Annotated in this window: 21 protein-coding genes; 5 read left to right on the top strand and 16 right to left on the bottom strand. The window is 49.9% G+C overall.

Features of this window, described 5'->3' with window-relative positions; genetic code table 11:
- Positions 1–168: 168 nt before the first annotated feature.
- Positions 169–951, top strand: a complete 783-nt coding sequence (locus KNP00_RS00205) for a LysM peptidoglycan-binding and 3D domain-containing protein (RefSeq protein WP_215141177.1) — start codon at positions 169–171, stop codon at positions 949–951.
- 53 nt (positions 952–1,004) lie between these two features.
- On the opposite strand, the gene KNP00_RS00200 is transcribed toward KNP00_RS00205, so the two are convergent.
- The gene (locus KNP00_RS00200; protein WP_215141176.1) at positions 1,005–2,219 is read right to left on the bottom strand and encodes a cation:proton antiporter; all 1,215 of its coding nucleotides are present in this window, start codon (positions 2,217–2,219) and stop codon (positions 1,005–1,007) included.
- Between the two features lie 109 nt (positions 2,220–2,328).
- Here KNP00_RS00200 and cls point away from each other — a divergent pair, with 109 nt between their 5' ends.
- Positions 2,329–3,795, top strand: coding sequence for a cardiolipin synthase (cls, locus tag KNP00_RS00195; RefSeq protein WP_215141175.1), 1,467 nt, complete (start codon positions 2,329–2,331; stop codon positions 3,793–3,795).
- Between the two features lie 40 nt (positions 3,796–3,835).
- Here cls and KNP00_RS00190 read toward each other — a convergent pair whose 3' ends face one another.
- The 11 genes from KNP00_RS00190 to KNP00_RS00140 all read right to left on the bottom strand — a co-directional run bounded on the left by KNP00_RS00190 (position 3,836) and on the right by KNP00_RS00140 (position 15,661).
- Positions 3,836–4,813 (bottom strand): hypothetical protein, encoded by a 978-nt coding sequence (locus KNP00_RS00190; RefSeq protein WP_215141174.1) that lies wholly within the window; start codon positions 4,811–4,813, stop codon positions 3,836–3,838.
- A complete protein-coding gene (locus KNP00_RS00185; RefSeq protein ID WP_215141173.1) occupies positions 4,810–5,838 on the bottom strand; it encodes a DUF58 domain-containing protein in 1,029 nt (342 codons plus the stop codon). The genes KNP00_RS00190 and KNP00_RS00185 overlap by 4 nt, the downstream gene beginning before the upstream one ends.
- Before the next feature lies 1 nt (position 5,839).
- Positions 5,840–6,748 (bottom strand): AAA family ATPase, encoded by a 909-nt coding sequence (locus KNP00_RS00180; protein WP_215141172.1) that lies wholly within the window; start codon positions 6,746–6,748, stop codon positions 5,840–5,842.
- A gap of 114 nt (positions 6,749–6,862) precedes the next feature.
- Positions 6,863–7,561, bottom strand: coding sequence for an amino acid ABC transporter permease (locus tag KNP00_RS00175; RefSeq protein WP_215141171.1), 699 nt, complete (start codon positions 7,559–7,561; stop codon positions 6,863–6,865).
- Between the two features lie 7 nt (positions 7,562–7,568).
- Positions 7,569–8,417 carry a transporter substrate-binding domain-containing protein gene (locus KNP00_RS00170; RefSeq protein ID WP_215141169.1) on the bottom strand — a complete coding sequence of 283 codons (849 nt, stop codon included), beginning with the start codon at positions 8,415–8,417 and terminating at the stop codon, positions 7,569–7,571.
- 385 nt (positions 8,418–8,802) lie between these two features.
- Complete coding sequence (locus tag KNP00_RS00165) at positions 8,803–9,255, bottom strand: GNAT family N-acetyltransferase (protein WP_215141168.1); 453 nt, start codon at positions 9,253–9,255, stop codon at positions 8,803–8,805.
- A gap of 18 nt (positions 9,256–9,273) precedes the next feature.
- Positions 9,274–9,987, bottom strand: coding sequence for an MBL fold metallo-hydrolase (locus KNP00_RS00160; protein WP_215141167.1), 714 nt, complete (start codon positions 9,985–9,987; stop codon positions 9,274–9,276).
- A 12-nt stretch (positions 9,988–9,999) separates the two neighbouring features.
- Positions 10,000–10,617, bottom strand: coding sequence for an NUDIX hydrolase (locus KNP00_RS00155; protein ID WP_215141166.1), 618 nt, complete (start codon positions 10,615–10,617; stop codon positions 10,000–10,002).
- 140 nt (positions 10,618–10,757) lie between these two features.
- A complete protein-coding gene (gene parC, locus KNP00_RS00150; RefSeq protein ID WP_215141165.1) occupies positions 10,758–13,163 on the bottom strand; it encodes a DNA topoisomerase IV subunit A in 2,406 nt (801 codons plus the stop codon).
- A gap of 2 nt (positions 13,164–13,165) precedes the next feature.
- Positions 13,166–15,130, bottom strand: coding sequence for a DNA topoisomerase IV subunit B (gene parE / locus KNP00_RS00145; RefSeq protein ID WP_215141164.1), 1,965 nt, complete (start codon positions 15,128–15,130; stop codon positions 13,166–13,168).
- 126 nt (positions 15,131–15,256) lie between these two features.
- A complete protein-coding gene (locus tag KNP00_RS00140; RefSeq protein ID WP_215141163.1) occupies positions 15,257–15,661 on the bottom strand; it encodes a CoA-binding protein in 405 nt (134 codons plus the stop codon).
- A gap of 341 nt (positions 15,662–16,002) precedes the next feature.
- On the opposite strand from KNP00_RS00140, the gene KNP00_RS00135 reads away from it, so the two are divergent.
- Entirely contained in the window at positions 16,003–17,046 is a 1,044-nt protein-coding gene (locus KNP00_RS00135) for a GGDEF domain-containing protein (RefSeq protein ID WP_215141162.1), read from the top strand.
- Between the two features lie 14 nt (positions 17,047–17,060).
- Positions 17,061–18,074, top strand: coding sequence for a tyrosine-type recombinase/integrase (locus KNP00_RS00130; protein WP_215141160.1), 1,014 nt, complete (start codon positions 17,061–17,063; stop codon positions 18,072–18,074).
- A 63-nt stretch (positions 18,075–18,137) separates the two neighbouring features.
- Here the strand turns inward: KNP00_RS00130 and KNP00_RS00125 are convergent, their stop codons facing one another.
- The 3 genes from KNP00_RS00125 to KNP00_RS00115 are packed head-to-tail and all read right to left on the bottom strand — an operon-like array spanning position 18,138 to position 21,713.
- Positions 18,138–19,277, bottom strand: coding sequence for a hypothetical protein (locus KNP00_RS00125; protein ID WP_215141159.1), 1,140 nt, complete (start codon positions 19,275–19,277; stop codon positions 18,138–18,140).
- Positions 19,274–20,485 carry a hypothetical protein gene (locus KNP00_RS00120; protein ID WP_215141158.1) on the bottom strand — a complete coding sequence of 404 codons (1,212 nt, stop codon included), beginning with the start codon at positions 20,483–20,485 and terminating at the stop codon, positions 19,274–19,276. Before KNP00_RS00120 ends, KNP00_RS00125 begins: the two co-directional genes overlap by 4 nt.
- 55 nt (positions 20,486–20,540) lie before the next feature.
- The gene (locus KNP00_RS00115; protein ID WP_215141157.1) at positions 20,541–21,713 is read right to left on the bottom strand and encodes a MalY/PatB family protein; all 1,173 of its coding nucleotides are present in this window, start codon (positions 21,711–21,713) and stop codon (positions 20,541–20,543) included.
- A gap of 113 nt (positions 21,714–21,826) precedes the next feature.
- Between KNP00_RS00115 and KNP00_RS00110 the strand changes: the two genes are divergently transcribed.
- On the top strand, positions 21,827–22,489 hold the full coding sequence (locus KNP00_RS00110) for a M48 family metallopeptidase (RefSeq protein ID WP_215141156.1): 663 nt from the start codon (positions 21,827–21,829) through the stop codon (positions 22,487–22,489).
- A gap of 10 nt (positions 22,490–22,499) precedes the next feature.
- Here KNP00_RS00110 and KNP00_RS14260 read toward each other — a convergent pair whose 3' ends face one another.
- Entirely contained in the window at positions 22,500–23,405 is a 906-nt protein-coding gene (locus KNP00_RS14260) for a methyl-accepting chemotaxis protein (protein ID WP_215141155.1), read from the bottom strand.
- Positions 23,406–23,529: the final 124 nt, after the last annotated feature.

Raw genomic sequence — 23,529 nt, 5'->3', positions numbered from 1 at the left:
AACCGCTCAACTAAGCCATTTATAAAGAATAATGGACAATCTTGATTCCTTTCAATCGACTAAGTTGCTCTGTAAATGAACTGATAACACTCTCATATCGTCCTGTAATCGCAGTGAAACATACAGATGTTACAGTAAGGGGGCGTTAGAAAAGGGAGGAATATTCTTATGAAAAAACCACTATTGACACTAACGGCACTCGCTGGCCTTAGTTTAGGAGTCGCTGCTCCAGCTTCGGCAGCATCAACACACACAGTTCAGTCTGGAGATACACTTTACCGTATCGCCGTGAACAACAACGTCTCTGTAAACGACATTAAACAAGCGAACGGCTTAAACTCAAATATGATCTACCCGAACCAAGTCTTAAAACTTGGAAAGGCAGAAGCAAAAACTTCTACTGCATCAAAAACGTATACAGTTAAGTCAGGTGATACACTCTATCGTATCGCATTGAACAATGGGATTTCGGTCAATCAATTGATGACTTGGAACGGTCTTAATTCAGACCTTATCTTCCCAGGTCAACAGTTTGCCGTGAAAGGTGCAGCTGCTGCATCGGTAGCGAATGATGCGAAAACATCAGCACCGAAGACTTCAACATCAAAACCTGTTACAAAAACAGCCTCGTCTACAACGCAAACCCAAGCTCCGGCTTCAGGTAAGACGATGACTGTTGAAGCAACAGCTTATACACCATACTGTGCTGGATGCTCTGGTATCACAGCGACAGGTATCGACGTTCGTTCGAACCCGAACCAAAAAGTCATCGCGGTCGACCCTTCTGTCATTCCGCTCGGCTCTAAAGTATGGGTTGAAGGATACGGTACGGCCATCGCAGGAGACACAGGTGGTGCCATCAAAGGAAACAAAATCGATCTCTTGATGCCGACACAAGAGCAAGCGCTCAACTTCGGTCGCAAGTCAATCACAATCAAAGTCTTGAACTAATTCAAGCTCATCAAGGACACTGCCATCGGGCGGTGTCTTTTTTGTGTTGATACTTATTCCCACGGATTCTTCACTTTCGTCAAACCGAGTCGTGTTGCGATCGGTTTGATTGTCAGTCCATGCAGAGTGACCGACAAAACGACCAGGCCGAGTGTGATTGGTAACATCCGCTCGGCATCTTCAATCCCGAGTTCGGCAATCTCTTGTGCGAAAAATCCGGTCACTGTCATGGCAACGATCCCACGTGGGGCGATCCAGCTGATGAGCGCACGTTCTCTCGTCGTCAAAGGTGAGTTCAGTAACGATGTTTGCACCGATACGGGGCGGACGAAGAATAAAATCCCGAGAATCGACAAAAGAAGCGGCCAGTCGAAGATGGCAAATAAACTCTCTCGCGTCAAGCTGGCGGTTAAAATGATAAACACGGTCGAAACGAGCAAGATGGAGATATTCTCTTTAAACTCGCGGAGCTGTTTCAAGATGTGAATGTGTCCATGTTTGGAATTGGCCATCGTCAATCCCATCGCCGTCACGGCCAACAGCCCGACCTCATGCATGACCCACTCACTGATGGAGTAGACGAGAAGGACACCAGAGAACGTGAGGGTCGTCCGCAAATATTCAGGAACTTTTTCATTACCGAACAAACGAATCAACAGATGCCCGGCGGCGATTCCAAAGGCGACAGCGACGATACAAGACCAAAAGAACGGCAAATGGCTCTCGAGCCCTTCGTTCTGATAAAAGATGAAGCCCACGCGGACGACGAAAAGTCCCATCAAGGCGCCGAGCGGGTCGACGATGATCCCTTCCCATTTCAAGACTTTAGCGGGACGTGGAGACAAATTGGCTTGCCGAAGTAACGGAATGATGACGGTCGGACCGGTCACGACGAAGATGGCACCGAGTGTGAGCGCCGGCAACCAATGAAAATCGCCGATGATAATGAGTAACACCGATGTCAAGATGAAGGAAATGAAAACCCCAACCGTGACGAGGCGGAAAATCGGCTTCCGCAAATCATCGATTTCCTTGAACTCCAGGCTGAGGCTTCCCTCAAATAGGATGAGTGCCACGGCAATCGAGATGAGCGGGCTATACAAATCACCTAATATTTGATTTGGTTCCAACCAACCGAATATCGGACCGACCAAAATCCCGGCAATCGTCATAATCAAAATGGCCGGGAAATCATAACGCCATGCGAGCAACTGTGAAAGTGCACCGATGAGGACAAGCAAACTGAATCCGATCATCATGTCTTCCATAAACTCCCCCCGTTTCATCACTTCTTCATATATGTATACCCAAATGACGAAAAACGTTTGCTAAGATTACCTGATTTCGGGTAAGAATTGAAAGAAAGGGAGGGATACGATGGAAGTAACGATCGGACTCATCATCGTCATATTGACATGGCTCATTTTACTACTCAATCTCACATTCGCTGTCACCATCATCTTTTTCGAGAGGCGAGACATCGGCACGACTTGGGCGTGGCTGCTCGTTCTCTTTTTCTTGCCGCTCATCGGCTTCTTCATCTACATCTTCTTCGGTCGACTAATCAAATCCCATAATTTTTACGAGGTGGAAGAAGAGAAGCGCGAAGCGTATCATCATCATGTCGAAGAACAGCTTGATCAACTCGATCGTTCTCTCGAACCGTTCGATCATCCGCTCCTCTTGAAATATCGCCGACTCGCTCGCTTGAATCTTGTATCGACGAATGCGATGATGTCCTTCCATAACGACATCGACGTCCTTCATGACGGCAAGATAAAATTCGACAGACTGTTTCAGGATATCGAACAGGCTGGAAAAGAAATCAACATCCAGTACTACATCATCCAAAACGATGCGCTCGGTCAAGCGTTGATTCGACTGTTGACCGAGAAGGCGAAACAAGGGTTGCGGGTTCGTCTACTTTATGATGCCGTCGGCTCAAGGGGGCTCAGGCGTAAACATTTCAAAGAACTGATTGCAAACGGTGGGGAGGTCAAGTCATTTTTCCCATCAAAACTCGGAATCAATTTCCGCGTCAACAATCGAAACCACCGAAAACTTTGCATCATCGACGGGGAGCATGGGTATATCGGTGGCTTCAACGTCGGGGACGAGTATCTCGGTAAAGACGAACATTTCGGCTACTGGCGTGACGTCCATCTACGCATCACCGGCGATGCCGTCAAGGAATTGTTAGAACGGTTCATCCTGGATTGGAACCGCGCCGTGCCGACGCGAGTAAGAGAAGAGAAAGACGCCTTCGTTTGGCCGTTAGAATTAAATACACGCCAAGCCTCACCGATTCAAGTCGTGACGTCGGGGCCGAACTCGTCGACCGAACATCTCAAGAATATGCTCGTCAAAATGATTACGCAGGCAAAAGAGTGCATCTATATCCAGACCCCATACTTCATTCCGGACGCAAGCTTTCTTGACGCTTGCCGAAATGCCCTCATGGCGGGTACGAAGATCAAATTGATGATCCCGAACAAGCCGGACCATATGTTTGTTTACTGGGCGACCTATGCGAACGCGGCGGAGCTCGTACGTTACGGGGCCGAGGTCTTTACGTATGAAGAGGGATTCCTTCATGCGAAGACGCTCGTCATCGATGGAGAGGTCGCCTCCATCGGGACGACGAACATCGATGCGCGAAGCTTCCGTCTCAACTTTGAAATATCAGCACTCGTCTTTGACCGAGATGTCGCACAGTCTGTCATCGAAGCATTCGAACGGGATGAAGCACGTGCGGAACCGTTGACGATTGAGCGATACGAGTCGAGGACCCGCTGGATTCGCTTCAAAGAGAGCGTGTCACGCTTACTCAGTCCAATCCTATAACGCGAAACATCCGGTAGAGGAATTCCTCACCGGATGTTTTTTAGCGTTTTTTTACTTGTTCGACGAGTCGGATGAATGAATCATTGATGTCTTGTGGGGCTTCCTTGTCTCCGTATTCCGCAGCCTCTAACCATTCTGCATAGAGCCTATAGTTCGTGAACTCGATTCGCTTAAGCCAATCGGTCACCGTCTCTTCCCGGAGACGAGGATGCCGCTGTTCGAGCTTCCGTCCCGTCTCAAGGAGCTGAATTTGACGAGGGGAACGGACGATTCGTTTATCCGAGAGTGTGGGATGATGAATACTCCTCGGGATCAAGCCATCTTCTTGGATGTCTTTCCGCTTTTGCAGATAGAAGAACAATCCTACACCGAGCATTAAGAGGACCACGAATATCCCGATGAAAAAAAACGAGTTGTTCGAGGCCGACTCGAGCAGTGTCTCCTGTGCCACCGTCTCCGCATCCAAGTTCGGGTTGTCCGGTATGAGGAATCGGTTCACACGGTCGTTCGGATCGAGCTCGATCCCATCAAACCAGCTACCCATCCATAATAAGAACGGACTGATCCATGCGACAAGATTCCCAAACAGTAACTCTTTAATCGTCCGGATGATGAGGGAGAGTGTTAAACCGATGCCTAAACCAAGGACCAGCATCATCACCATCCGCTTGTAATCGCGACGGTAATACAAGTTCCGTTGCCAAATCAAAAAAATGAACGGGAAGAGGACCATCGCGAGCGGTTGCGATGCCGGAGGGAACAACCAGTCCGCCACCAAAAATAAGACACTTGCCATCGCATAGCGGTCCGTCCAGTCCAACGTCCGAATGAATGCATGGACGTATGTGAAGACCAACAGGACTAGACTCATCTCATACGAGAAGTAGAGAGCGCTAATACTCATCACCGTCTGAACGATGAGTTGCGTATTCCGAGGGATGCGGAGCGTCAACAAAAAGAGGAGTGGAAATACATGTCCGATATAAAATGCAGCAAAGACCCACCATAACCATCTCATTGACCGTCACCCCCCAATCGTAAAATCGACTGATTGCCGCTATATCTGGCCACTTTTCGTTCAAACAAGGAACGGGCGAGCGGAAAATCGCTTTCTGACAGGCAAGCGAACGTCGTCATGATCTTACGGAAATGCACCTCGCCGCTTCCGGGTTGCAGGTCGTACGTGATTCCATCTTTTGTGAGCGTCGGTACGATCAGACCGTAACTCGCATTCTCTTTCTCAAAATCGCGACATAATGCGGCAGCTTGCGAGATGAGGCGTTCCATCTGATAGGTAAGGGCCCGTCCATCCTTTGTCAACAAGTCCAGGACGATGACGTACTCATTCGCTTGTACGGGTTGCTCGGTTCGGGCGAGCAGTTCTCCCGTCTTTGCATAAGCGGACCAATACAATTGTCGCATCGGCTGTCCATGATACGGGGTGACCGACTGGAACGTCTCCGGGTCACGATAGGCGCTATGCCGGACCATCTCTTCACCAGGGAGGGTAGGAGGGCGTTTCGGAATCGGATATGGCGAGAACTCGGGGAATACATGGCCGATGCGCGGGAGTGACTCCTCTTTGTATAGTGAGAACATGCGTAACGGATCTCGGATTTCCAATCCGATTGCTTCGAGACGGATCGGGCCACGTTTCTTCGCATGGAGCGGGATCGTGAAGTCGACGGTCGCGTTCGTCTCGACAAAGTTCTCTTGCCGCCAAAACGCATGACCTTCCGATTCGACGGTCGGATGCAAATAACCGGATAGCCTTACGACGCCGAGTGGCACTTTCGCCGTTGACACAAGTTTCAATACATAGACGGTCTCATCATTTGGAAACAGCTTCAGTTCTTCTGTGAGGTCGACATGGATATACTCCGCCAACCGAAACATGATTGAAGGCATGATCAGTGCGTATAGACTGAACCCGATCAATAGACTCGCAATCAAGACGTTGCCATACAGTGCCGTGAAGACCCCTACGACGAACAAGAGCCACATATAGCCGGACTCGAGATAGCGTGGGCTGACTAACTGCATCTCACACCTCTGATGGGACCGGGATGGTCTCGAGTACGGCTTTGATTAACTTTGATGGTTTCGTTTTCAATGATGCTTCGACCGTCAAGACGAGCCGGTGCCCTAAAATCGGAATCGCGAGTGCGCGAATATCCTCTGGTGAGACGTAATCCCGCCCTTCCATATAGGCATGTGCACGGGCTGCAATCGTGTAAGCGAGTGTCGCTCGGGGACTTGGTCCGACCTCGATGTCTCGGTGGTGACGAAGGGATTCCATCAAATCGAGTAAATAATCCTCCATCGCCTCGTGGAATCGGACACCTTGTACCTCTTGCTGCATGTTCAACAACTCGTCCTGTCGCAGAGAGAAGGATTCAGTCGCAAGATGTTCATTTCGAATCAATCGTCGTTCGGAATCTCGCGACAGGGGAGCGAGCGTCAACTTGAAGAGGAAGCGGTCTAACTGCGCTTGTGGGAGCGGGAACGTCCCTTGTCCGTCAAACGGGTTCTGTGTGGCGATCATAAAGAACGGATCCGGTAACTTGAGTGACACTTCCCCGAGTGTCACTTGACGTTCCTGCATCGCCTCAAGCAAAGCGGATTGCGTGCGTGGTGTCGTCCGATTGATCTCATCGACGAGTAAAATCGACGTGAAAATCGGTCCCGTCCTACGTTCGAATGCACCAGTCGTCGGATTGAATAGCTCCATCCCTAAAATATCACTCGGTAATGTGTCCGGAGTACACTGCACACGCTGAAACGTTGCCGATATAGAACTCGCTAGACTACGCGCCAAGGTCGTCTTCCCCGTGCCAGGACGGTCTTCAAGTAAGACGTGCCCCCCTGATAGTAACGCAATCGATGCGAGTTTGATTGCTTTCGATTGACCAATCACTTGATCATTTAAATGTGAAACCCATGGATGATTCATTCAAAAATCCCCCTATATTTTTCTGATAATTAAGAAAATCATAGCATAATCAGTTCGACAGATGTATCAAAAATCCATTTCACAAAAAAAGACCGACTGGCAAATGCCAGTCAGTCAGCGTTTCGGAGAATCCAAGTACCGTTCGAAATGTCGTTCGAGCCATTCTTGGAAAAACGACATGAACGTGCAGATGACCCAGTAGATCAATGCCACGACAATATAAACGGTCATGTAGTCAAATTCCCGCCCCCCGACAATCTTCGCCTTATTGAATATCTCGGGCACGGTGATCATCGCCGCAAGCGAACTCGCCTTGATCAAGTCGAGGAAGACGTTTGAGAGGGGGGGGAGGGCGATTCGTGTTGCCTGTGGCAAGACGACCCCTTTTAGCGTCAACCATTTTCCCATTCCGAGTGAGCGGGCCGCTTCTACCTGACCGTCATCGACCGCGCGAATCGAGGCGCGGATAATCTCGGCGATATAGGCGGCAGAGTTCAAACTAAACCCAAGGATCGCTGCCGTCAAGGCGGCGAACTCAATCCCGATGAAGGGAAATCCTGAATAGAGGATGAACAAGATGATCAAAATGGGCACGCCACGCATGAACGAGATATAGAAAGTCGACGGATAGCGAAGGAGACGAGTCGGAGACAGTTTCCCGAGCGCCAATAATAGACCGAGTACGAGTCCGAAAAACATGCTGACGAACGAGATCCAGAGCGTGTTCGGTAGCCCGCCTAACAGATAAGGGATTGATTTAATCGCCAGGTCTACGTCAAAGATGGCGTCCCATTTGATGTCTGAGAACGTCATACCAATCTTACTTCGTTTCGACGATCGTCGCGTCTACGTCAGGTTCGACAGAGACATCCGCACCATTATAAAATTGCTCGGATAATGACTTAATCGTGCCATCTTCAAGCATTTCATCTAATACCCGATCGATATTCTCTTGAAGTTCGCTATTTTCATTGCTCATCAAGAAAGCGACTTCTTGCGGGTTATAGGCGATATCTGGGTGGATCGTGATATCGAACTCAGGGAAGAAGGCTAGGGCAAGTGTCTGCAAATAGTAGTCGTTCAAGATGACGTCTGTCCGACCTGTCGAGACGTCACGTAAATATTGGTCGTTCGTCGCGTTATCGTAGATCACTTCTTCGGCATCGTACTGACGTGCCACGTCCATAAAGACGGTCGTCGCTTCCCCAGCGGCTCTCTTACCTTTCAAATCCTCAAGTGATTTGATTCCGGAAAGGTCGCTCTTTCGTACAATCGCTGTCCCGTACGTGTATTTATATGGTTTTGAGAAAGCGAACTTCTCTTTACGATCCTCTGTGACGGAGATATCGTTTGCGGCCACGTCAACTTGACCGTTTTGGACGCTCGTCAACATGTTGTCAAACGCCATCTCCTTGAACTCGATTTCAAGGTCGAGACGCTCGGCGACTTCTTTCATGAGCTCTACATCGAATCCTGTCAGCGTATCACTCTCTTCTTCACGGAAAGAGGCGGGGTAGAGCGTACCAGCCGTCCCGACCGTCAATGTTCCTTCTTCTTGAATTTCTTCCCAGCGTGTCGGATTTGCTTGATCCGTGCTATCATCACCACAAGCGGCGAGTGGGATTGCTAAAAATAAAGCTGCTGCCAAACCTTTTGTTGTTCGTTTCACAAGACTTCCTCCTTAGATGTTTCGTCTGTCTAAAAATAGCATGACTCCGGCGGTCTAGCAACTTTAAAGGTCGAGTTAAACAGGTTAAACGTTACTTTGAAACGTACATTCATAAAGCGTTATCATTAGCTTGAATTATGCGTTCAAATGAGTGATACAGGTATGATTACTGAATGGAACAGTACTGTGATCATAAGGTAATCAAACTCTCATTCCAGATTGATTAAACATGATCGTCAAAGAGAAAAGATGAATGGGAGAGAGGACAATTCATACGAAGACAAACTCATTTTTTCTTTTGGTTTACATAACATATATTATCAGTAAAAATAAACTCTCATCTCATTATCTTAGTATACTTATGATAGTGAGATGAGAGTTGAAATTAAGATGTATGTGTATAACGAATCAATGTGACACCGGGTTCTGGTTCAAACTCGGCACTCGGCACGAATCCAAGCTTCGTGTAGAGCCGCCTCGCAGGTCCATTATGTTTTCCTGTATGCACATAGATGAGTTTCCCTTCATGGATGTTCAGCATATGCTCGAGTAGCGTCGTCGCAAGTTTAGCACGGAAATATGTCGGGTCAATGCATAGTTTCGTGATCTCGACCGTCTTCTCTGATGTCTCTACCGTCACAAAACCAATCAATTGTTCCTCGGTATATAAGCCGTAGCTCGTTCCAGGCAAGTTTTGGATGACATCAATCGTCTCATAGCGCGCTGGGATTTCATCAAACCCGATCAGTTCAGCTTCGACGGCATAAGCATTTCGTTGAATCTCGAGCATCTTTTGGGCCTGTTCGAATCGATGATTTTGGATTTCTTTTAACTGCATCGTCTCATCCCCCATAATCTAGCGGACAAACTTCCTTGCCCGCTTTCGTTTCGCCCTTTTCAGAGCCAAATAGAGACGATGTGTCCCTTTGAGTGGCGAGCCATGCCCGACAAACGTAAGGAGCGGTGATAGATCCACTAACCGCTCCGCATTCTCTGTCGCCACCGAGCGGTTCCACGTCGCAAGTCCAGGAAGTGGGAACAATGGACGCACGTCCCCTGCCACAGCCGCACCGCCTTGTGATTGAAAAGCGTCCCCTGCAAACAAAACCCGATTCAATTCGTCATAAAACGCGATGGAGCCCGGTGTATGCCCGGCCGCATCAAGAACTCGTAAACCGAACAACCGCTCGCCGGGTTCAAGCAGCGTATCTGGCGTAGAGCGAATCGTCGGCAACGAACCACGAATTTTATTCTGTTCCGCCTCTTCGAGTGACCGGTCTCCCGTTAACAGCCGGGCGTCGCGACGAGAGATGAACAGGTCAGCGAGCGGATGCTCCGCTTTGATCGCGTCCACCCCACCGACATGGTCCGCGTGGGCATGTGTCAATAAAATGGCGAGAAGCGGTTTATCGAGTTCATCGATATAAGACAAGATTTGTGATGCATTCCGCTCGAGCGCCGTATCAATCAACACGAGCCCGAGTTCATGCTCAACGAGTTGAACGTTAATCGGTAACACAGGGGCAAAAAAGGTAAGTTGATGGATATGTCCGTATCGTCTCACTTTCATCGAATCGGCCTCCTAATCGAATAAAGTAGTCCAGTCTTCTTCTTGCCAGTGCGCTTCAAAGCACATATGAATCTGTTCGAGTGTATTACGGGCAAGCGAAAGTTCCGGCAAGTCGTCTCGTTCGAAGAACCCGACGTCACTCGTCTCCGTACCGGCTGCCCCTTCCCCGTCACCGATCAGTGCGCACTCGATAAACAGTTTGTAATAGTGTTCAGAAAGCGGCGGGTGTGGATGTTCGTGCATATCGAACAGTGCTAACAGACGCAATGGAATCACATCAAGGCCAGCCTCTTCCTCCACTTCTTTGATGATGTTTGAGGCAGGTGACTGATTCACTTCGCAGAACCCGCCCGGTAACGTCCACAATCCGTCCGAACGTTCTTTGACGAGCAAGAGGCGGTCCCCTTTGAAGACGACGCCTCGCACATCGAGTTTCGGTGTCGGATATCCGTTAACATGGACCAATTGCGAGATGGATTCATCCGATAAATCTGAATGTCGCATAAACATTTCTTTTGCAATCTCCTGTAACTCTTCATAACGTTCTCGGTCATATTGATCACGTGTGAACGTCAGACCGGCCTGAGACAGCGCCTGAATCCGTTTCGCCCACGTCAGCCATTGAGACATATAGATCCCCCTATCTTTTGTCCTACATGTTTCATTCGGCAAATCGTCGTGTTTTCCTTTTACAGTTCAAGTGATTTCGTCTAAGTGATGATGCAAAAAGACCTGTGAGCGGCAATCAGCCGGATTCACAGGTCCTTTGATTAGTCGAGATAGACATCTTCAATCTCGCCGAACGAGTCTTCGTCGAAGACGAACGACCCATTGGCATAGCGGTCGAGTAGCGTAAGCGTTTTTGTCTTCACTTGTTTTGCCTTCTCTTTCCCGGCGATATGCAATGTCTCATCCCCATGTACAGGGAGCACACGACGGATTTGGTGCGGTTTTGATTTGACCTCACGAATGAGCATCGTGCCACGAAGGTTGCGGTTCGTGCAATCGAACTGGTCTTCAAGTTTCATCTTCTTGACCGCCCCACGCTGCGTCACGAGGACGAACAACGGTGGTGTGAAGAAGGAGAAGGCATCGGCGACGACGTCACCGTCTTTAAGATTCATCGCCTTCACACCGGCCGCCCGCTGTCCGACGACCGGGACGTCGTCCTCTTTGAACCAGAGACCGTATCCACGCTCTGAGACGAGGAATAACTGCCCTGGACCGTCACTGATTCCGGCGAAGACGACCTCGTCATCACCTTTTAACTTCAAAGCCATGAGCGGTTTCGATTTCCGCTGCGCGTCATAGTCGCGTAACGGTGTACGCTTGACCATGCCGTCTTTCGTCACGAAGAGGCAATGGGCGTCCGTATCGAACGTCGAGACGACGTCTGCCGAGATGACCTGTTCCCCTTCAATCGGGACGAGGTTGGCGACATGTTGTCCGGCATCCTTCCACTTCGATTCAGGGATCTGATGGATCGGGATGAGGAGATAGCTGCCCTTGTTCGTCCAAACGAGCAAGTGGTCCGTCGTCATGGCTTGTGTCGTGAGAAGCGGACGATCCTTCTCTTTCATCTCTGGTAAGACGTCACTCGAGGCGCCATACGAGCGCATCGAGGCACGTTTGACGTACCCGTCACGACTGACGAATACCATCGTCTCCTCGACAGCAATCATGACTTCCGTCTTCAGTTTTAATTCCTCAACTTCCGACTCGATGACCGAACGACGGTCATCTCCGAACTCGTCACGCAATGCCGTAAGTTCTTTCACGATCAATCTACGTTTCGTCGCATCCACCTCGAGGATGTTTGAGAGGCGGGCAATCTCTTTTTGGAGCGCCTTTGCTTCTTTTTGCAACTCGACGATGTCCGTATTCGTGAGTCGATATAATTGGAGCATGACGACCGCTTCGGCTTGTCGTTCAGAGAAGGAGAACCGCTCCATCAGTTTTTTCTTCGCATCCGCCTTGTCTTTTGCGGAACGGATCAATTCGAGCGTCTCATCGAGGACCGAGATGGCTTGCTCCAAGGCATCGACGATTTCGGCACGTTTTTTCGCCTGTTCGAGCTCGAACGTCGTCCGTCGTGTCACGACCTCTTCGACGTGTTTCAAATAGGCGTCGATGATCGGGACGATCCCCATCTGTTTCGGTGTCCGATTCACGATGGAGACCATGTTGTAGTTATAGGCGAGCTGGAGGTCTGTATGCTTCAAGAAGAAGTGTAAGACACCTTCCGCGTCCGCTTCTTTTTTCAACTCGATGACGACACGAAGACCCGTCCGGTCCGTCTCATCACGCACTTCCGCGACCCCTTCGACCTTTCGATCGAGACGGAGCTCCTCCATCTTTTTGACGAGGTTCGCCTTGTTCACTTCATACGGGAGTTCTGTGATCGTAATCTGTTCACGACCACCCTTTAGTTTCTCAATCTCTGACTTCGCCCGAATGATGACCTTTCCTTTACCGGTCTCGAACGCCTTCAAGATGCCGTCTTTCCCCATGACCGTCCCTCCGGTCGGGAAGTCCGGTCCTGTGACGTATCCGAGGGCGTCTTTCGCCGTATCGACTTGGCCCTTCAGCCGTGCGATGGCAAGGTTGAGCACTTCCGTCAAGTTATGTGGCGGAATCTCCGTGGCATAACCGGCCGAGATCCCTGTCGTACCGTTCATGAGCAGGTTCGGGAGGAGTGACGGCAAGACGAGCGGCTCTTCTGTCGAATCGTCAAAGTTCGGTGTGTAGTCGACCGTGTTCTTCGCAATCGATGTCAGCATGACGCCCGCAATCTTCGAGAGACGCGCTTCCGTATAACGCATGGCCGCTGCCGGGTCACCGTCCATCGACCCGTTGTTCCCGTGCATGTCGATGAGCGGATAGCGGAGTTTCCAGTCTTGAGAGAGACGTACCATCGCCTCATAGACGGACGAGTCGCCGTGCGGGTGATAGTTCCCGATGACGTTCCCGACCGTCTTCGCGGACTTCCGGTACGGCTTTTCGTTCGTATTCCCCTCATGGTGCATCGCGTAAAGGATCCGACGCTGCACGGGTTTGAGACCGTCACGTGCGTCCGGCAAGGCGCGGTCTTGAATGATATATTTCGAATAACGCCCGAACCGGTCACCGACGACCTGTTCGAGAGATAGGTTTAAAATGTGTTGAATCGTCGACATCGTTACATCACTTCCTCAATCGCTTTAGTCACATGTTCATTGGCGATGATCGAATCATCTTCCTGGAGTCCGAAGGCGACGTTCTCCTCGATCCATTCCCGGCGATGCGTGACGTTGTCACCCATCAAGACCGAGACGCGTTTGTCCGCGACGGCCGCATCGTCGACCGTGACACGGATGAGCGTACGGGTGTCCGGGTTCATCGTCGTCTCCCATAGCTGGTCCGCGTTCATCTCACCGAGACCTTTATAGCGCTGGAGGATATAGCCCTTTTTATACACTTTGAGTAGTTTCTCGAGCGCCTCTTCATCCCAGGCATAGTCGAACTGCTCGGACTTGCCTTTCCCTTTCGAGACGCGATAGAGCGGCGGCAAGGCGACGAATACACGCCCCGCCTCGACGAGCGGGCGCATATAACGGAAGAAGAATGTGAGAAGGAGCACTTGGATGTGCGCACCGTCCGTGTCGGCATCCGTCATGATGATGATCTTGTCGAAGTTACAGTCATCCAAGTCAAAATCGTGACCGACCCCGGCACCGATCGCATGGATGATCGTGTTGATTTCTTCATTCTTCATGATGTCCTGGAGCTTCGACTTCTCCGAGTTGATCACCTTCCCGCGTAACGGAAGAATCGCTTGGAACGTGCGGTCACGACCTTGTTTGGCAGAACCACCGGCCGAGTCCCCCTCGACGAGGAATAGCTCGTTCTTTGCGGCGTTTTTTGACGTCGCCGGCGTCAATTTGCCGTTCAAGATGCTCGAACGTTTCTTTTTCTTCCCGTTCCGCGCCTCTTCACGGGCCTTACGGGCCGCCTCGCGGGCCTGAGCCGCGCGAATCGCCTTTTTGATGAGCATCGTCGCCATCTGCGGGTTTTCTTCTAGGAAGATTGTCAATTGCTTCGCCATGACGCTGTCCGCACTCGCTCGCGCCTCTGGAGATCCGAGTTTCGACTTCGTCTGTCCCTCGAACTGAAGGAACTCCTCAGGGATTCGGACCGAGACGATGAGCGTAAGCCCTTCACGGACATCGCCACCGTCAAGGTTCTTATCCTTCTCCTTGAGTAGCCCGTTCTTTCTTGCATACTCGTTCATGATCCGGGTCATCGCCGTCTTGGCGCCGACCTCATGCGTCCCACCGTCACGCGTACGGACGTTGTTGACGAATGAGAGGACGTTCTCGGAATAGGCGTCCGTGAACTGGAACGCGAGTTCAATCTCAATCTCGTTCTCCGTTCCTTCGAAATAGACGATCGGGTGGAGTGTCGCCTTGTCGTCGTTCAAATATTGGACGAACTCGGCGATCCCTTCCTCGTAATGGAACGTCTCTTGTTTGTCGGTACGCTCATCCGTGAGCGTGATCGTCAATCCTTTTAAGAGGAAGGCCGATTCGCGGAGACGTTCGGCGAGCGTGTCATAGTTATACGTCGTCGAGAAGATGGACGCATCCGGTTTGAAATAGACGCTCGTCCCGGTCTGACGTGTCTTGCCTGTCTCAATCAGTGTCGTCTGCGGCACACCGCCGTCCGCGAATGTCTGCTCAAACACTTTCCCGTCGCGATAGATCGTCACGACGACCTTGTTCGAGAGGGCGTTGACGACCGAGGCCCCGACGCCGTGGAGTCCACCAGACGTCTTATAGCCGCCTTGGCCGAACTTCCCACCGGCGTGGAGGACGGTGAAGATGACTTCAGGTGTCGGTTTTCCGGAGGCGTGCATCCCCGTCGGCATTCCACGACCGTGGTCACGGACCGTGATCGCATCCCCCTTATGAATCGTCACATCGATTTGACCGCCGAATCCGGCGAGCGCCTCATCGATCGCGTTATCGACGATCTCATAGACGAGATGGTGAAGCCCGCGATGGTCGGTTGACCCGATGTACATCCCCGGTCGTTTCCGAACGGCCGTGAGTCCTTCGAGCACCTGGATGGCGTCTTCGTTATAGTTAAATAAATCTGTTGACATAGCAGTCACCTCAATTTCGAACACACGTTCGTTTTTCTTCCCTATTGTATAGCTGTTCATTCATTCTGGCAAGTCTCCCTTGTCAGCTATCGCTGAAAAAAAGGAGACCTACCATGGAGGTAGGTCTTATCCGAGTAGACGAGCATGTTCCACGTACAGGCAGCGGTTCTCAATGTAATCGAGCCCTGCATCGCGTGCGATTTGCTCCGCCTCAGGACTTGAGAGACCGAGCTGATTGAAGACGAGCCCGACATCCCCATGCCGTACCGCGTCTTCTGCGACACCCGCCAAATATTCGTTGCGACGGAACACGTCGACGATATCGATTCTACCCGGTATGCTCTCGACGGAAGGATACGCCTTACGTCCGTTCCACTCTTCGAGCAACGGGTTGACGGGGATGACGGTATACCCGACGCGCAGTAAATACTCTGCAATCTGGTTGGCAGTCTTGTTCGGGTTGTCGGACACACCGACGACCGCGATGGTCTTCGCTTCAGACAAAAGTTGCGTCAAACGTTGATCATCCATCAAAAATCCCCCTTCGGTTTACGTTTACAGTGTAACGTTACCTTCCTCATTGTTTCAAGTCTTATTTTCATCATAAAGTATAATGATACATCGTTTCAATATAAAGACATCTGAATATGGTTTACATAATAAATTATTGTATACCTATTGTATTGCAGTAAAATCAATCAATCGATTAATAGTACCGATCGATTATCATTTTCGCATTTCATGAACCTTGCGTGAAATATCTATTTCACGCAAAAATAAATACGCAATATCGACACTTTTCGTCGTGATTTGAATAACTCTTATTCAAAAATGAATCCTCTTTCGATATAATGAAACAAAGGAGGTGTGAGATGGGGACGACATATGAATCTCGTCGCGGCACACTTTACAATGAGCGCATCACATTTTACGGAAATGTGATCGCTTGGCTGGTCCACTTCTTACTCTGTTTGATTTTTTGGAGATTGGATGTGACCTCTTTATTCCTATCAAACGCTTTGAGCGTCACCTACTATACGGTTTCGTTTTATTTTGTACATAAGCGATGGTATGGGATTTTCTTCGCCGGGCTCTTCATCGAAGTCATCTACAACGCAATCATCTCGACCATCATTCTCGGTTGGGGGATCAATATGCATTACTTCATCCTCATGATGGCTTACGGCGTCTTTTTCATACCGAGCGTGACTAGAGGTCAGCGTACTTTAGCCACTGTACTCGCACTGTTGATTTATAGCCTGCTTTTCATCAACGTATCGGACGGTATCGAGACATTGCCCGAACAAGTCGAGCAGGCACTCGGTCTCTTTTGTATCCTCTCGACCGTCATGATGATTGTCGGCCTCTCGTTCATCTTCGAGTCGGCAGTCGTCAAAGTGACGGACGAACTCGAGCTGTCAAATGAAAGACTCCAAATCCTCGCTTCGACAGATGGACTGACCGGGTTGTTGAACCGGAAAGTCGGACACGAACGAATTTCCGAGGCGATCGACCAGGCCGCACGTGACGGTGTCCCATATGCACTCGCACTTGGGGATATCGATCGATTTAAGTCGTTCAACGAGACATACGGGCACGACTGTGGAGACCGCGTCATCCAACAAGTCGCTACCACCTTATCTGATGTCGACGGCATCGCGGTCCGGTGGGGAGGAGAAGAGTTTCTCCTGTTCTTATCCGACCCGGCCTGTGACTTTTATGGGACGACGGAACGATTGAGACGCCAGGTCGAAGAAACGCATCTCGATTACGCAGGAGAGCGACTACACGTTACAATGACGTTCGGTCTTGCCATCCGCACAGATCACGATACGATTGAAGAGATCGTGAAAGAGGCTGATGATTATCTTCGTGAAGGTAAACAGAACGGTAAAAATCAAGTCAGGTCAACCTGAGAAAGGGGATTTTAATGAGTATATTCCGTCAACTTGGACAACGCCCCACCCTTACGACCGCAAAACGATTCGAGTTGAACGGGCTCCAACAGCTACCAACATTTATCCAACAGTTTTTCCATCATCTGGCCGCCAAACATTATTCGAAGCAGACGGCCCAACGCTATGTGTATGACATCTTGGGCTTCTTCCGCTGGGTCGAGCATGTGAGCGGGACCAAGTTAGAACCGGAGGCGATTGATTTAGAGGCGTTCACAGAAATCGACCATTCGGGAGCGGAAGCCTATGCGACGTATCTCGCCCTCGACCTCGAGAACTCCCCGAGTGTCATCAATCGAAAACTCTCGACACTACAATCGCTCTTTAACTATTTGATTGAATCAAATCAGGCGACAACCAACCCGTTCCAATCTGTCGAACGGCCAAAGCGAGGCAAACGTAATCCCGTCTATTTGACAGAAGCGGAATGGCTCGATTTTTCGACGCTCGTACGAAGCAATGTCGGCATGACCAATCGCGAGGCGAGTTGGTATGAAGCGAACCGCTCGCGTGACTTTTTAATCATTCAACTGCTCGGACTGACAGGAATGCGTGTATCCGAGCTCGTGGGACTTAACTGGTCCGATCTCGACCTCGAGACGGGAACGATTCGTGTCATTGGGAAGGGTGACAAAGAACGACTGATCCCGATGGCAGGGCCACTCCACCCTCTTCTTACAGAGTTTCGGAACACACGAGGCGATGGGGCTCTCTTCCAAAATGAGAAAGGGAGACGCATCGCCGTGCGAACAGTTCAACACATATTGAAGGGTCATATTGACCGACTAAAACCGTATCTACCTTTTTTATCTCATAAGCAAGTGACACCGCATAAGCTGCGTCATACGTTCGCAACACGACTAGCGATGAGTGGTGTTGACGTGTTGACGATTCAACAACTCCTTGGACATGAATCGGTGGCGACTACTCAAGTTTATGCCCATATCGGGGACGAACGGAAAAAACACGCCATATCAGGTTTACAATAATTCGTTATGTAAACCAATAACTCTAATTATAGCCACCACCTAAATAATGGGTGGTGGCTATAATTAAATGCTAGACATTGACAAAATTAAAATCGCTTCGTCGACGACCATATAATAAGCGTTCTCATAGGAGTGACGCTCTTCTGATTCTAAATCAAAAATGACGATTCCACTCATGAGCCCTTCCGTATACTCATGAACGAGAAAACGGCGACCAATGACACGTTCGAACGGTTCTACATCGATATAACGTGCACCCGTCGCAATATCGATCACCTCCGTATGCATGTCGCTCTCATCGACCTTTACAAAAATCGTCGAACCGATATCATCATATGTGAAATCAATCGGTTCATAAGCCCCCCAGTCAATGACAGACACTTCATGCAATACATCCGATGCTGTCAAATCATAGATGACTTCTTCGTTCAATGCGTCGACGAATGCTGAAAATCGGAGTGTGCCGTCCTTCTCTCCTAAATATTGAACCGTATCCCCTTCCCCCTGCAAGCGGATGATGTCGTCGAACGGTAGCTCTACCCGTTGATCCCACACCGCCTCGACCGCTTCCTCGAGCGGACAAATGAGGAGCGCCTCAGAATGGTCGATCGGATCGTCAGGAGAGATTCGTCCACTGTCGAGCGCATCATAATAATCGAACTCATCAAGTCTCGCGTTACAGACAATGAACGGGACACCTTCGAATGTGGTCGTGAACAAGTACAGTTCCCTGAATCGCTCCGTCTTCCCGACGAGACGCTCGTCACGAATACGCTCGCGCTGGCCTGTCACTCGATCGTATAACCACGCCTCATCAGATGACTCGAACGTCGTTAAAAAGAGGAAGTAACGATGGTCGAGCACCCAAAACAATGTACTGTTCCCTCTCTTTTCAAATGTTGAAACGACCTCCTCCGTTCCCGAAATGTATGAGAACGCAATCAGCTCCGTCTTGACCATACCTTTACCATCCGGCGTCTCGTTTAAGAAGTAGACGATTTCTCCATCGACGAAAAGCTTCGGATATCCATAATCCTCATAAGGACGTCGATTCAACTGTGTGATGACACCGTCCTCCTCGTCAAAACGATAGAGTGAGAAAGACGTCCTCTCCGACTTCTCCCGATAATAAACTGAGGTCGGTGTGACGGCAATGACGTCTTCATGATCAATCGGCATGGCACGGGCATCAACGATTCTCATAAGGCACCTCTTTCGTGTCCGGATTCAGCAGGTTCGACAGTAACGATTCCCGGTGGTCGATTCGGGAAGGTGATGCGAAGATGAGCATATTCAATCACTTGTTGATGTGGATGGTTTTTTTCAATCCAACGAATCCGTTGCTGATTCGCCAAGGCATGACCAATCCTCTCCTCCATCTGAAATTTAGAGATGTCCCGAGATGCGACTTCTTGAATATACGTCTCTTCATCGGTCTCAAACTGTTGCCAAATTCCCATGACGAGTTGCCCGAGCGCTGACACACGCTTTTCAGGAAGGGTGATCGTTCCCAATGTCCGATTCACTTCCTTCAAACATTCATTCGGATCGTCTGATACGGCGAACAGTCGCTTCGCTGTATTGTTCATGACACGATAGCGACGTTTCCCGCTTTCAAGTCTGAGCACCTGTGCGTACGGTTCGACTGGAACCCCATGGAAGAACGACTCGGTCCCACCCCAGGCGAATCCGAAGGACGGGTCGAACTTCCTGATCGTTTGCATGAATGACATCATGAAGTCCTCTACTTCCCTTCGTTCAAGTCGGAGCCATTCGGCAAAGGCGAGCGTTCCTTTCTCCTTTTGAATCCGATCAACAGGAAAGAAGAGCTCTCCGTCCGCCAACCGATGTGGTTTCAACTCGACACCGTCAGCCCGATAATCCGTTGACGGTCTTCCGCCCCTTCCTGCATAGATGACCCATTCGTCATCCGTGCTCTCGATCGCATATGCTTGGTGGGCCCAGGGCGGCGTGACGTATAAGGCAGGATACTCTTCAAACGTATCGAGGTGAATGTAAGAGCGGTCATTCCATAGATGGGCGATGAGTCGGACGACTTCTCCCGTCTCAGACTCTTTAGGCGTGATGTAGTTCCCAGTATCACCGATGAATGTCAATACATGAAACCCATATCCGCTATACATGTGACGCACAATCCGTTCGAAAACGGCGGTCACCATTCGCTCAAACAGCGGGTGGTCTTCGTTTCGGTCAAGAGTTGGCGAATCGACCGTACACATGAGCCACCCCATCCGCTCGTATAGACGGACACGCAATGGATAAGAGATCAATGGCGAAGAACTCGCATGAATCTCAGTCAAGCGAATATTGGACATGTTTTCGACTTGTAAGGTGAATCCACTTCGCCTCAACTGTTCCTCCATCTTTTTCTTCCAATTGATTGTCTCCATCCGATTCACTCACTTTCTCTCAACGTCTCATTGTGAATTTTTCCCGATTCTCGTTTTACACAAACGCCTTTCGCTCCAATTGTGTCTGAAGACGATGAACCGCCTCCTCTAACAGCTCACGGCGTGTCCCGATGTTCATTCGTTCAAACGTCTCCCCGGCAGGTCCGAACGGTCTGCCTGGCGACAAGAAAATTCGAACTTCGTCGTGAAGCCATGATTTCCGCTCCTCGGACGACATCGGGAGTTGTGAGAAGTCAATCCACAGCAAATAGCTCGCCTCCGGTCGTGTCGTATGGAGCATCGGTAGATTCGACTCAATCAAGTCGATGACCTCGTTCATTTGCTGTTCGAGTTCTTCACGCAACTGGTCGAGCCAACGCTCCGCACGAGTGTCCGTATATGCCGCGATGATGGCCGTGTTTGCGAACGGTGTAGGGAGGACGTGATGTTTGTTTTGCACTTTTGTGATTTGCTTACGCCATCCATCAACCGAACAGATGATATATGATGCGAATAATCCGGCGATGTTAAACGCTTTGGATGGAGCACTCACCGTGATGACACGTTGGTCGAGCGAAGCGATCGCGGTATGTTTTTGGGATGGGAACGTCAAGTCAGCATGGATCTCATCTGCGACGACGATCACATCATATTGATTCGCGAGCTCTACGACCTTCAACAGTTCCGTCTTCGTCCAGACTCGTCCGACTGGATTGTGTGGGGAACAGAGGAGGAAGAGTTTCGCTTGCTTCATCGCTTCCTCGAGCGCGACGAAATCCATCTCATAACGCCCTTCCGTTACCTTCAATGGGGCATCGAGCACTTGACGCTTTGAGCCATCAACGAGTTCGTAGAACGGCGGATAGACGGGCGACTGGATGACGACGCCATCCCCGACGTCAGTTAACGCCTCGACGATGTGGGTCAGTGCGGGCACGACCCCACTTGAGAATAGGACATGTTTTGGTTCAATATTCAAATCATGACGTCGACCGTACCAGTCACTCACTGCGTCCTGCGCTTCGGGTGCGAACAACGTGTACCCGAATTCCCCTTGAGCGGCTTTGGCGGCGAGCGCTTCAGAGATCGATGGCGCTGTACGGATGTCGATATCTGCTACCCATAACGGAAGCACATCCTCAGACAGACGGAACCATCGCCCCAACCCATCCCATTTCACTGAATTCGTACCTGTACGTTCTAGCTGTTGTTGTAAAATCGATTTCATGTTCATCCCTCCTCCCCTTACTGTATCAAAGTTGATTCAATTTCGTGCCGAAAAAACATGGCGGTTTTTTGCCGACTTCGATATACTCAATCGAGATAGAGAGGAGGGAATGGATGGACGTCAACATTGTCAGACAGAAACGAAGAAAAAAAGCTGCATTTTATGTCACATCAGACGGCATTGAACTACGCATTCCAGCCCGCTTGTCGAAACGAATCGTGGATCGTATTTTAGAAGAGCACGCCGTATGGATTCGTCACACATGGCACAACCTTCCGAAACAGACGTCTGTTCTCGATGACGGGCTTGTCTTTCACGGAATAACCTATCCGACTCAAGTGGATGATGGGGAGACGCTTCGCCATGACGGTACCTCGTTTTTAGTACCGAGAGCGTGGGACACCGCTACGCTCAGAAAGCATTACGAGACATGGTTGCGCGAACGTGCCCTTCGATACGTGAACGAACGGGCGGGAGTATATGAACAGCTTCTAAATGTCCGCGCCAGTAACATTCGTATCGGTCACCAAAAGACACGTTGGGGATCTTGTAGCTCAAACGGCAATATTTCGATTAACGTGCGACTCATGCTTGCACCGAGGGAGATCATGGACTACGTCATCGCTCACGAGTGGACACATCTCGTGCACTTTGACCACTCCACTTCTTTTTGGCGGACGTTACAGAACGTTTATCCAAAGTCCGACGACGCGAAAGAATGGTTGAAGAAAAATGGACATACGCTACAACTAAAAAAACCGACCGACCTTTGTTAGGCCAACCGGTTCATAGATTCGAGGTAAACGTCTCAGCCGTCTCGTGTAAATCTGCTGCAGCTTGCTCAAATGATTGGAAACGTTCGATTGTTTGAGCCATCGCCTTCGCACTCGATTGAATCTCTCGATTGGATTCAGTGACACCTTCGACGATTTTATGGAGCTCCAGATTCATCCCTTCCGTGTTCGCGTTGACGTCGACGACAGCACGTTCGACCATGCGTGACAGATTACGGACCTCTGTCGCCACGACGTTGAACCCAAGGCCGTGCTCACCAGCCCTTGCTGCCTCGATGGCGGCGTTTAAAGACAACAGATTCGTTTGAGCCGCGATTTCTTTTATCGAGGAAGCGATCTTAGCGATATCTTCTGCCTGACGTCGTAAATTTTGAAGGACGAACAGGTTGTTCTCAGCATCCCCGGCGAGCCGATTGATCATTTGACTCAACACTTGCGTATCGGCCATCCCAATTTTCGCCCGCTCATCGAGCACGTCGGTCATCGACTTGAATTGAAATGCGTACTGTTCAATCACTTGTTGACGCTCCGTGATATCCGAGGCAATCTTGACGACACCGACGATATCTTCTCCTTCATAAATTGGCATATAGGTCGCCTCGAGCCAAATCGTCTCCCCTTTTGCATTCTCGCGTTCCACTTTATCCGAGAAACTGAATCCGCTCCATAACTTTTCCCAAAATGCCGGGTATGCCGGGCTATTTACAAAAGAGGAAGGACAGAACAGATGATGTTGCATGCCTACCATCTCTTCACGTTTGTATTTCATCACTTTCGCAAACGTATCATTCACGTCGACGACCCGACGTTGACGATTAAATCGGATCATCGCCATATTGTTCTCGATTGATTGCAAGATATTGAGGGATGTGACCTCTTCCTGGTTCAAAGTACTCATTTTTACTACCGACCTTTCTTAGCAATAGGATATTCGTACGAAATCGTGAACTTTAGTGTAACGCATCGCACGAAAATCAAGGAACGGCTTTTTCTACATAAGGTCAATATCTTTATTTTGAATT

This window comes from Exiguobacterium qingdaonense (assembly GCF_018617855.1).
Classification (GTDB): Bacteria; Bacillota; Bacilli; order Exiguobacteriales; family Exiguobacteriaceae; genus Exiguobacterium; species Exiguobacterium qingdaonense.
This window is presented reverse-complemented; position numbering and strand designations above follow the sequence as displayed.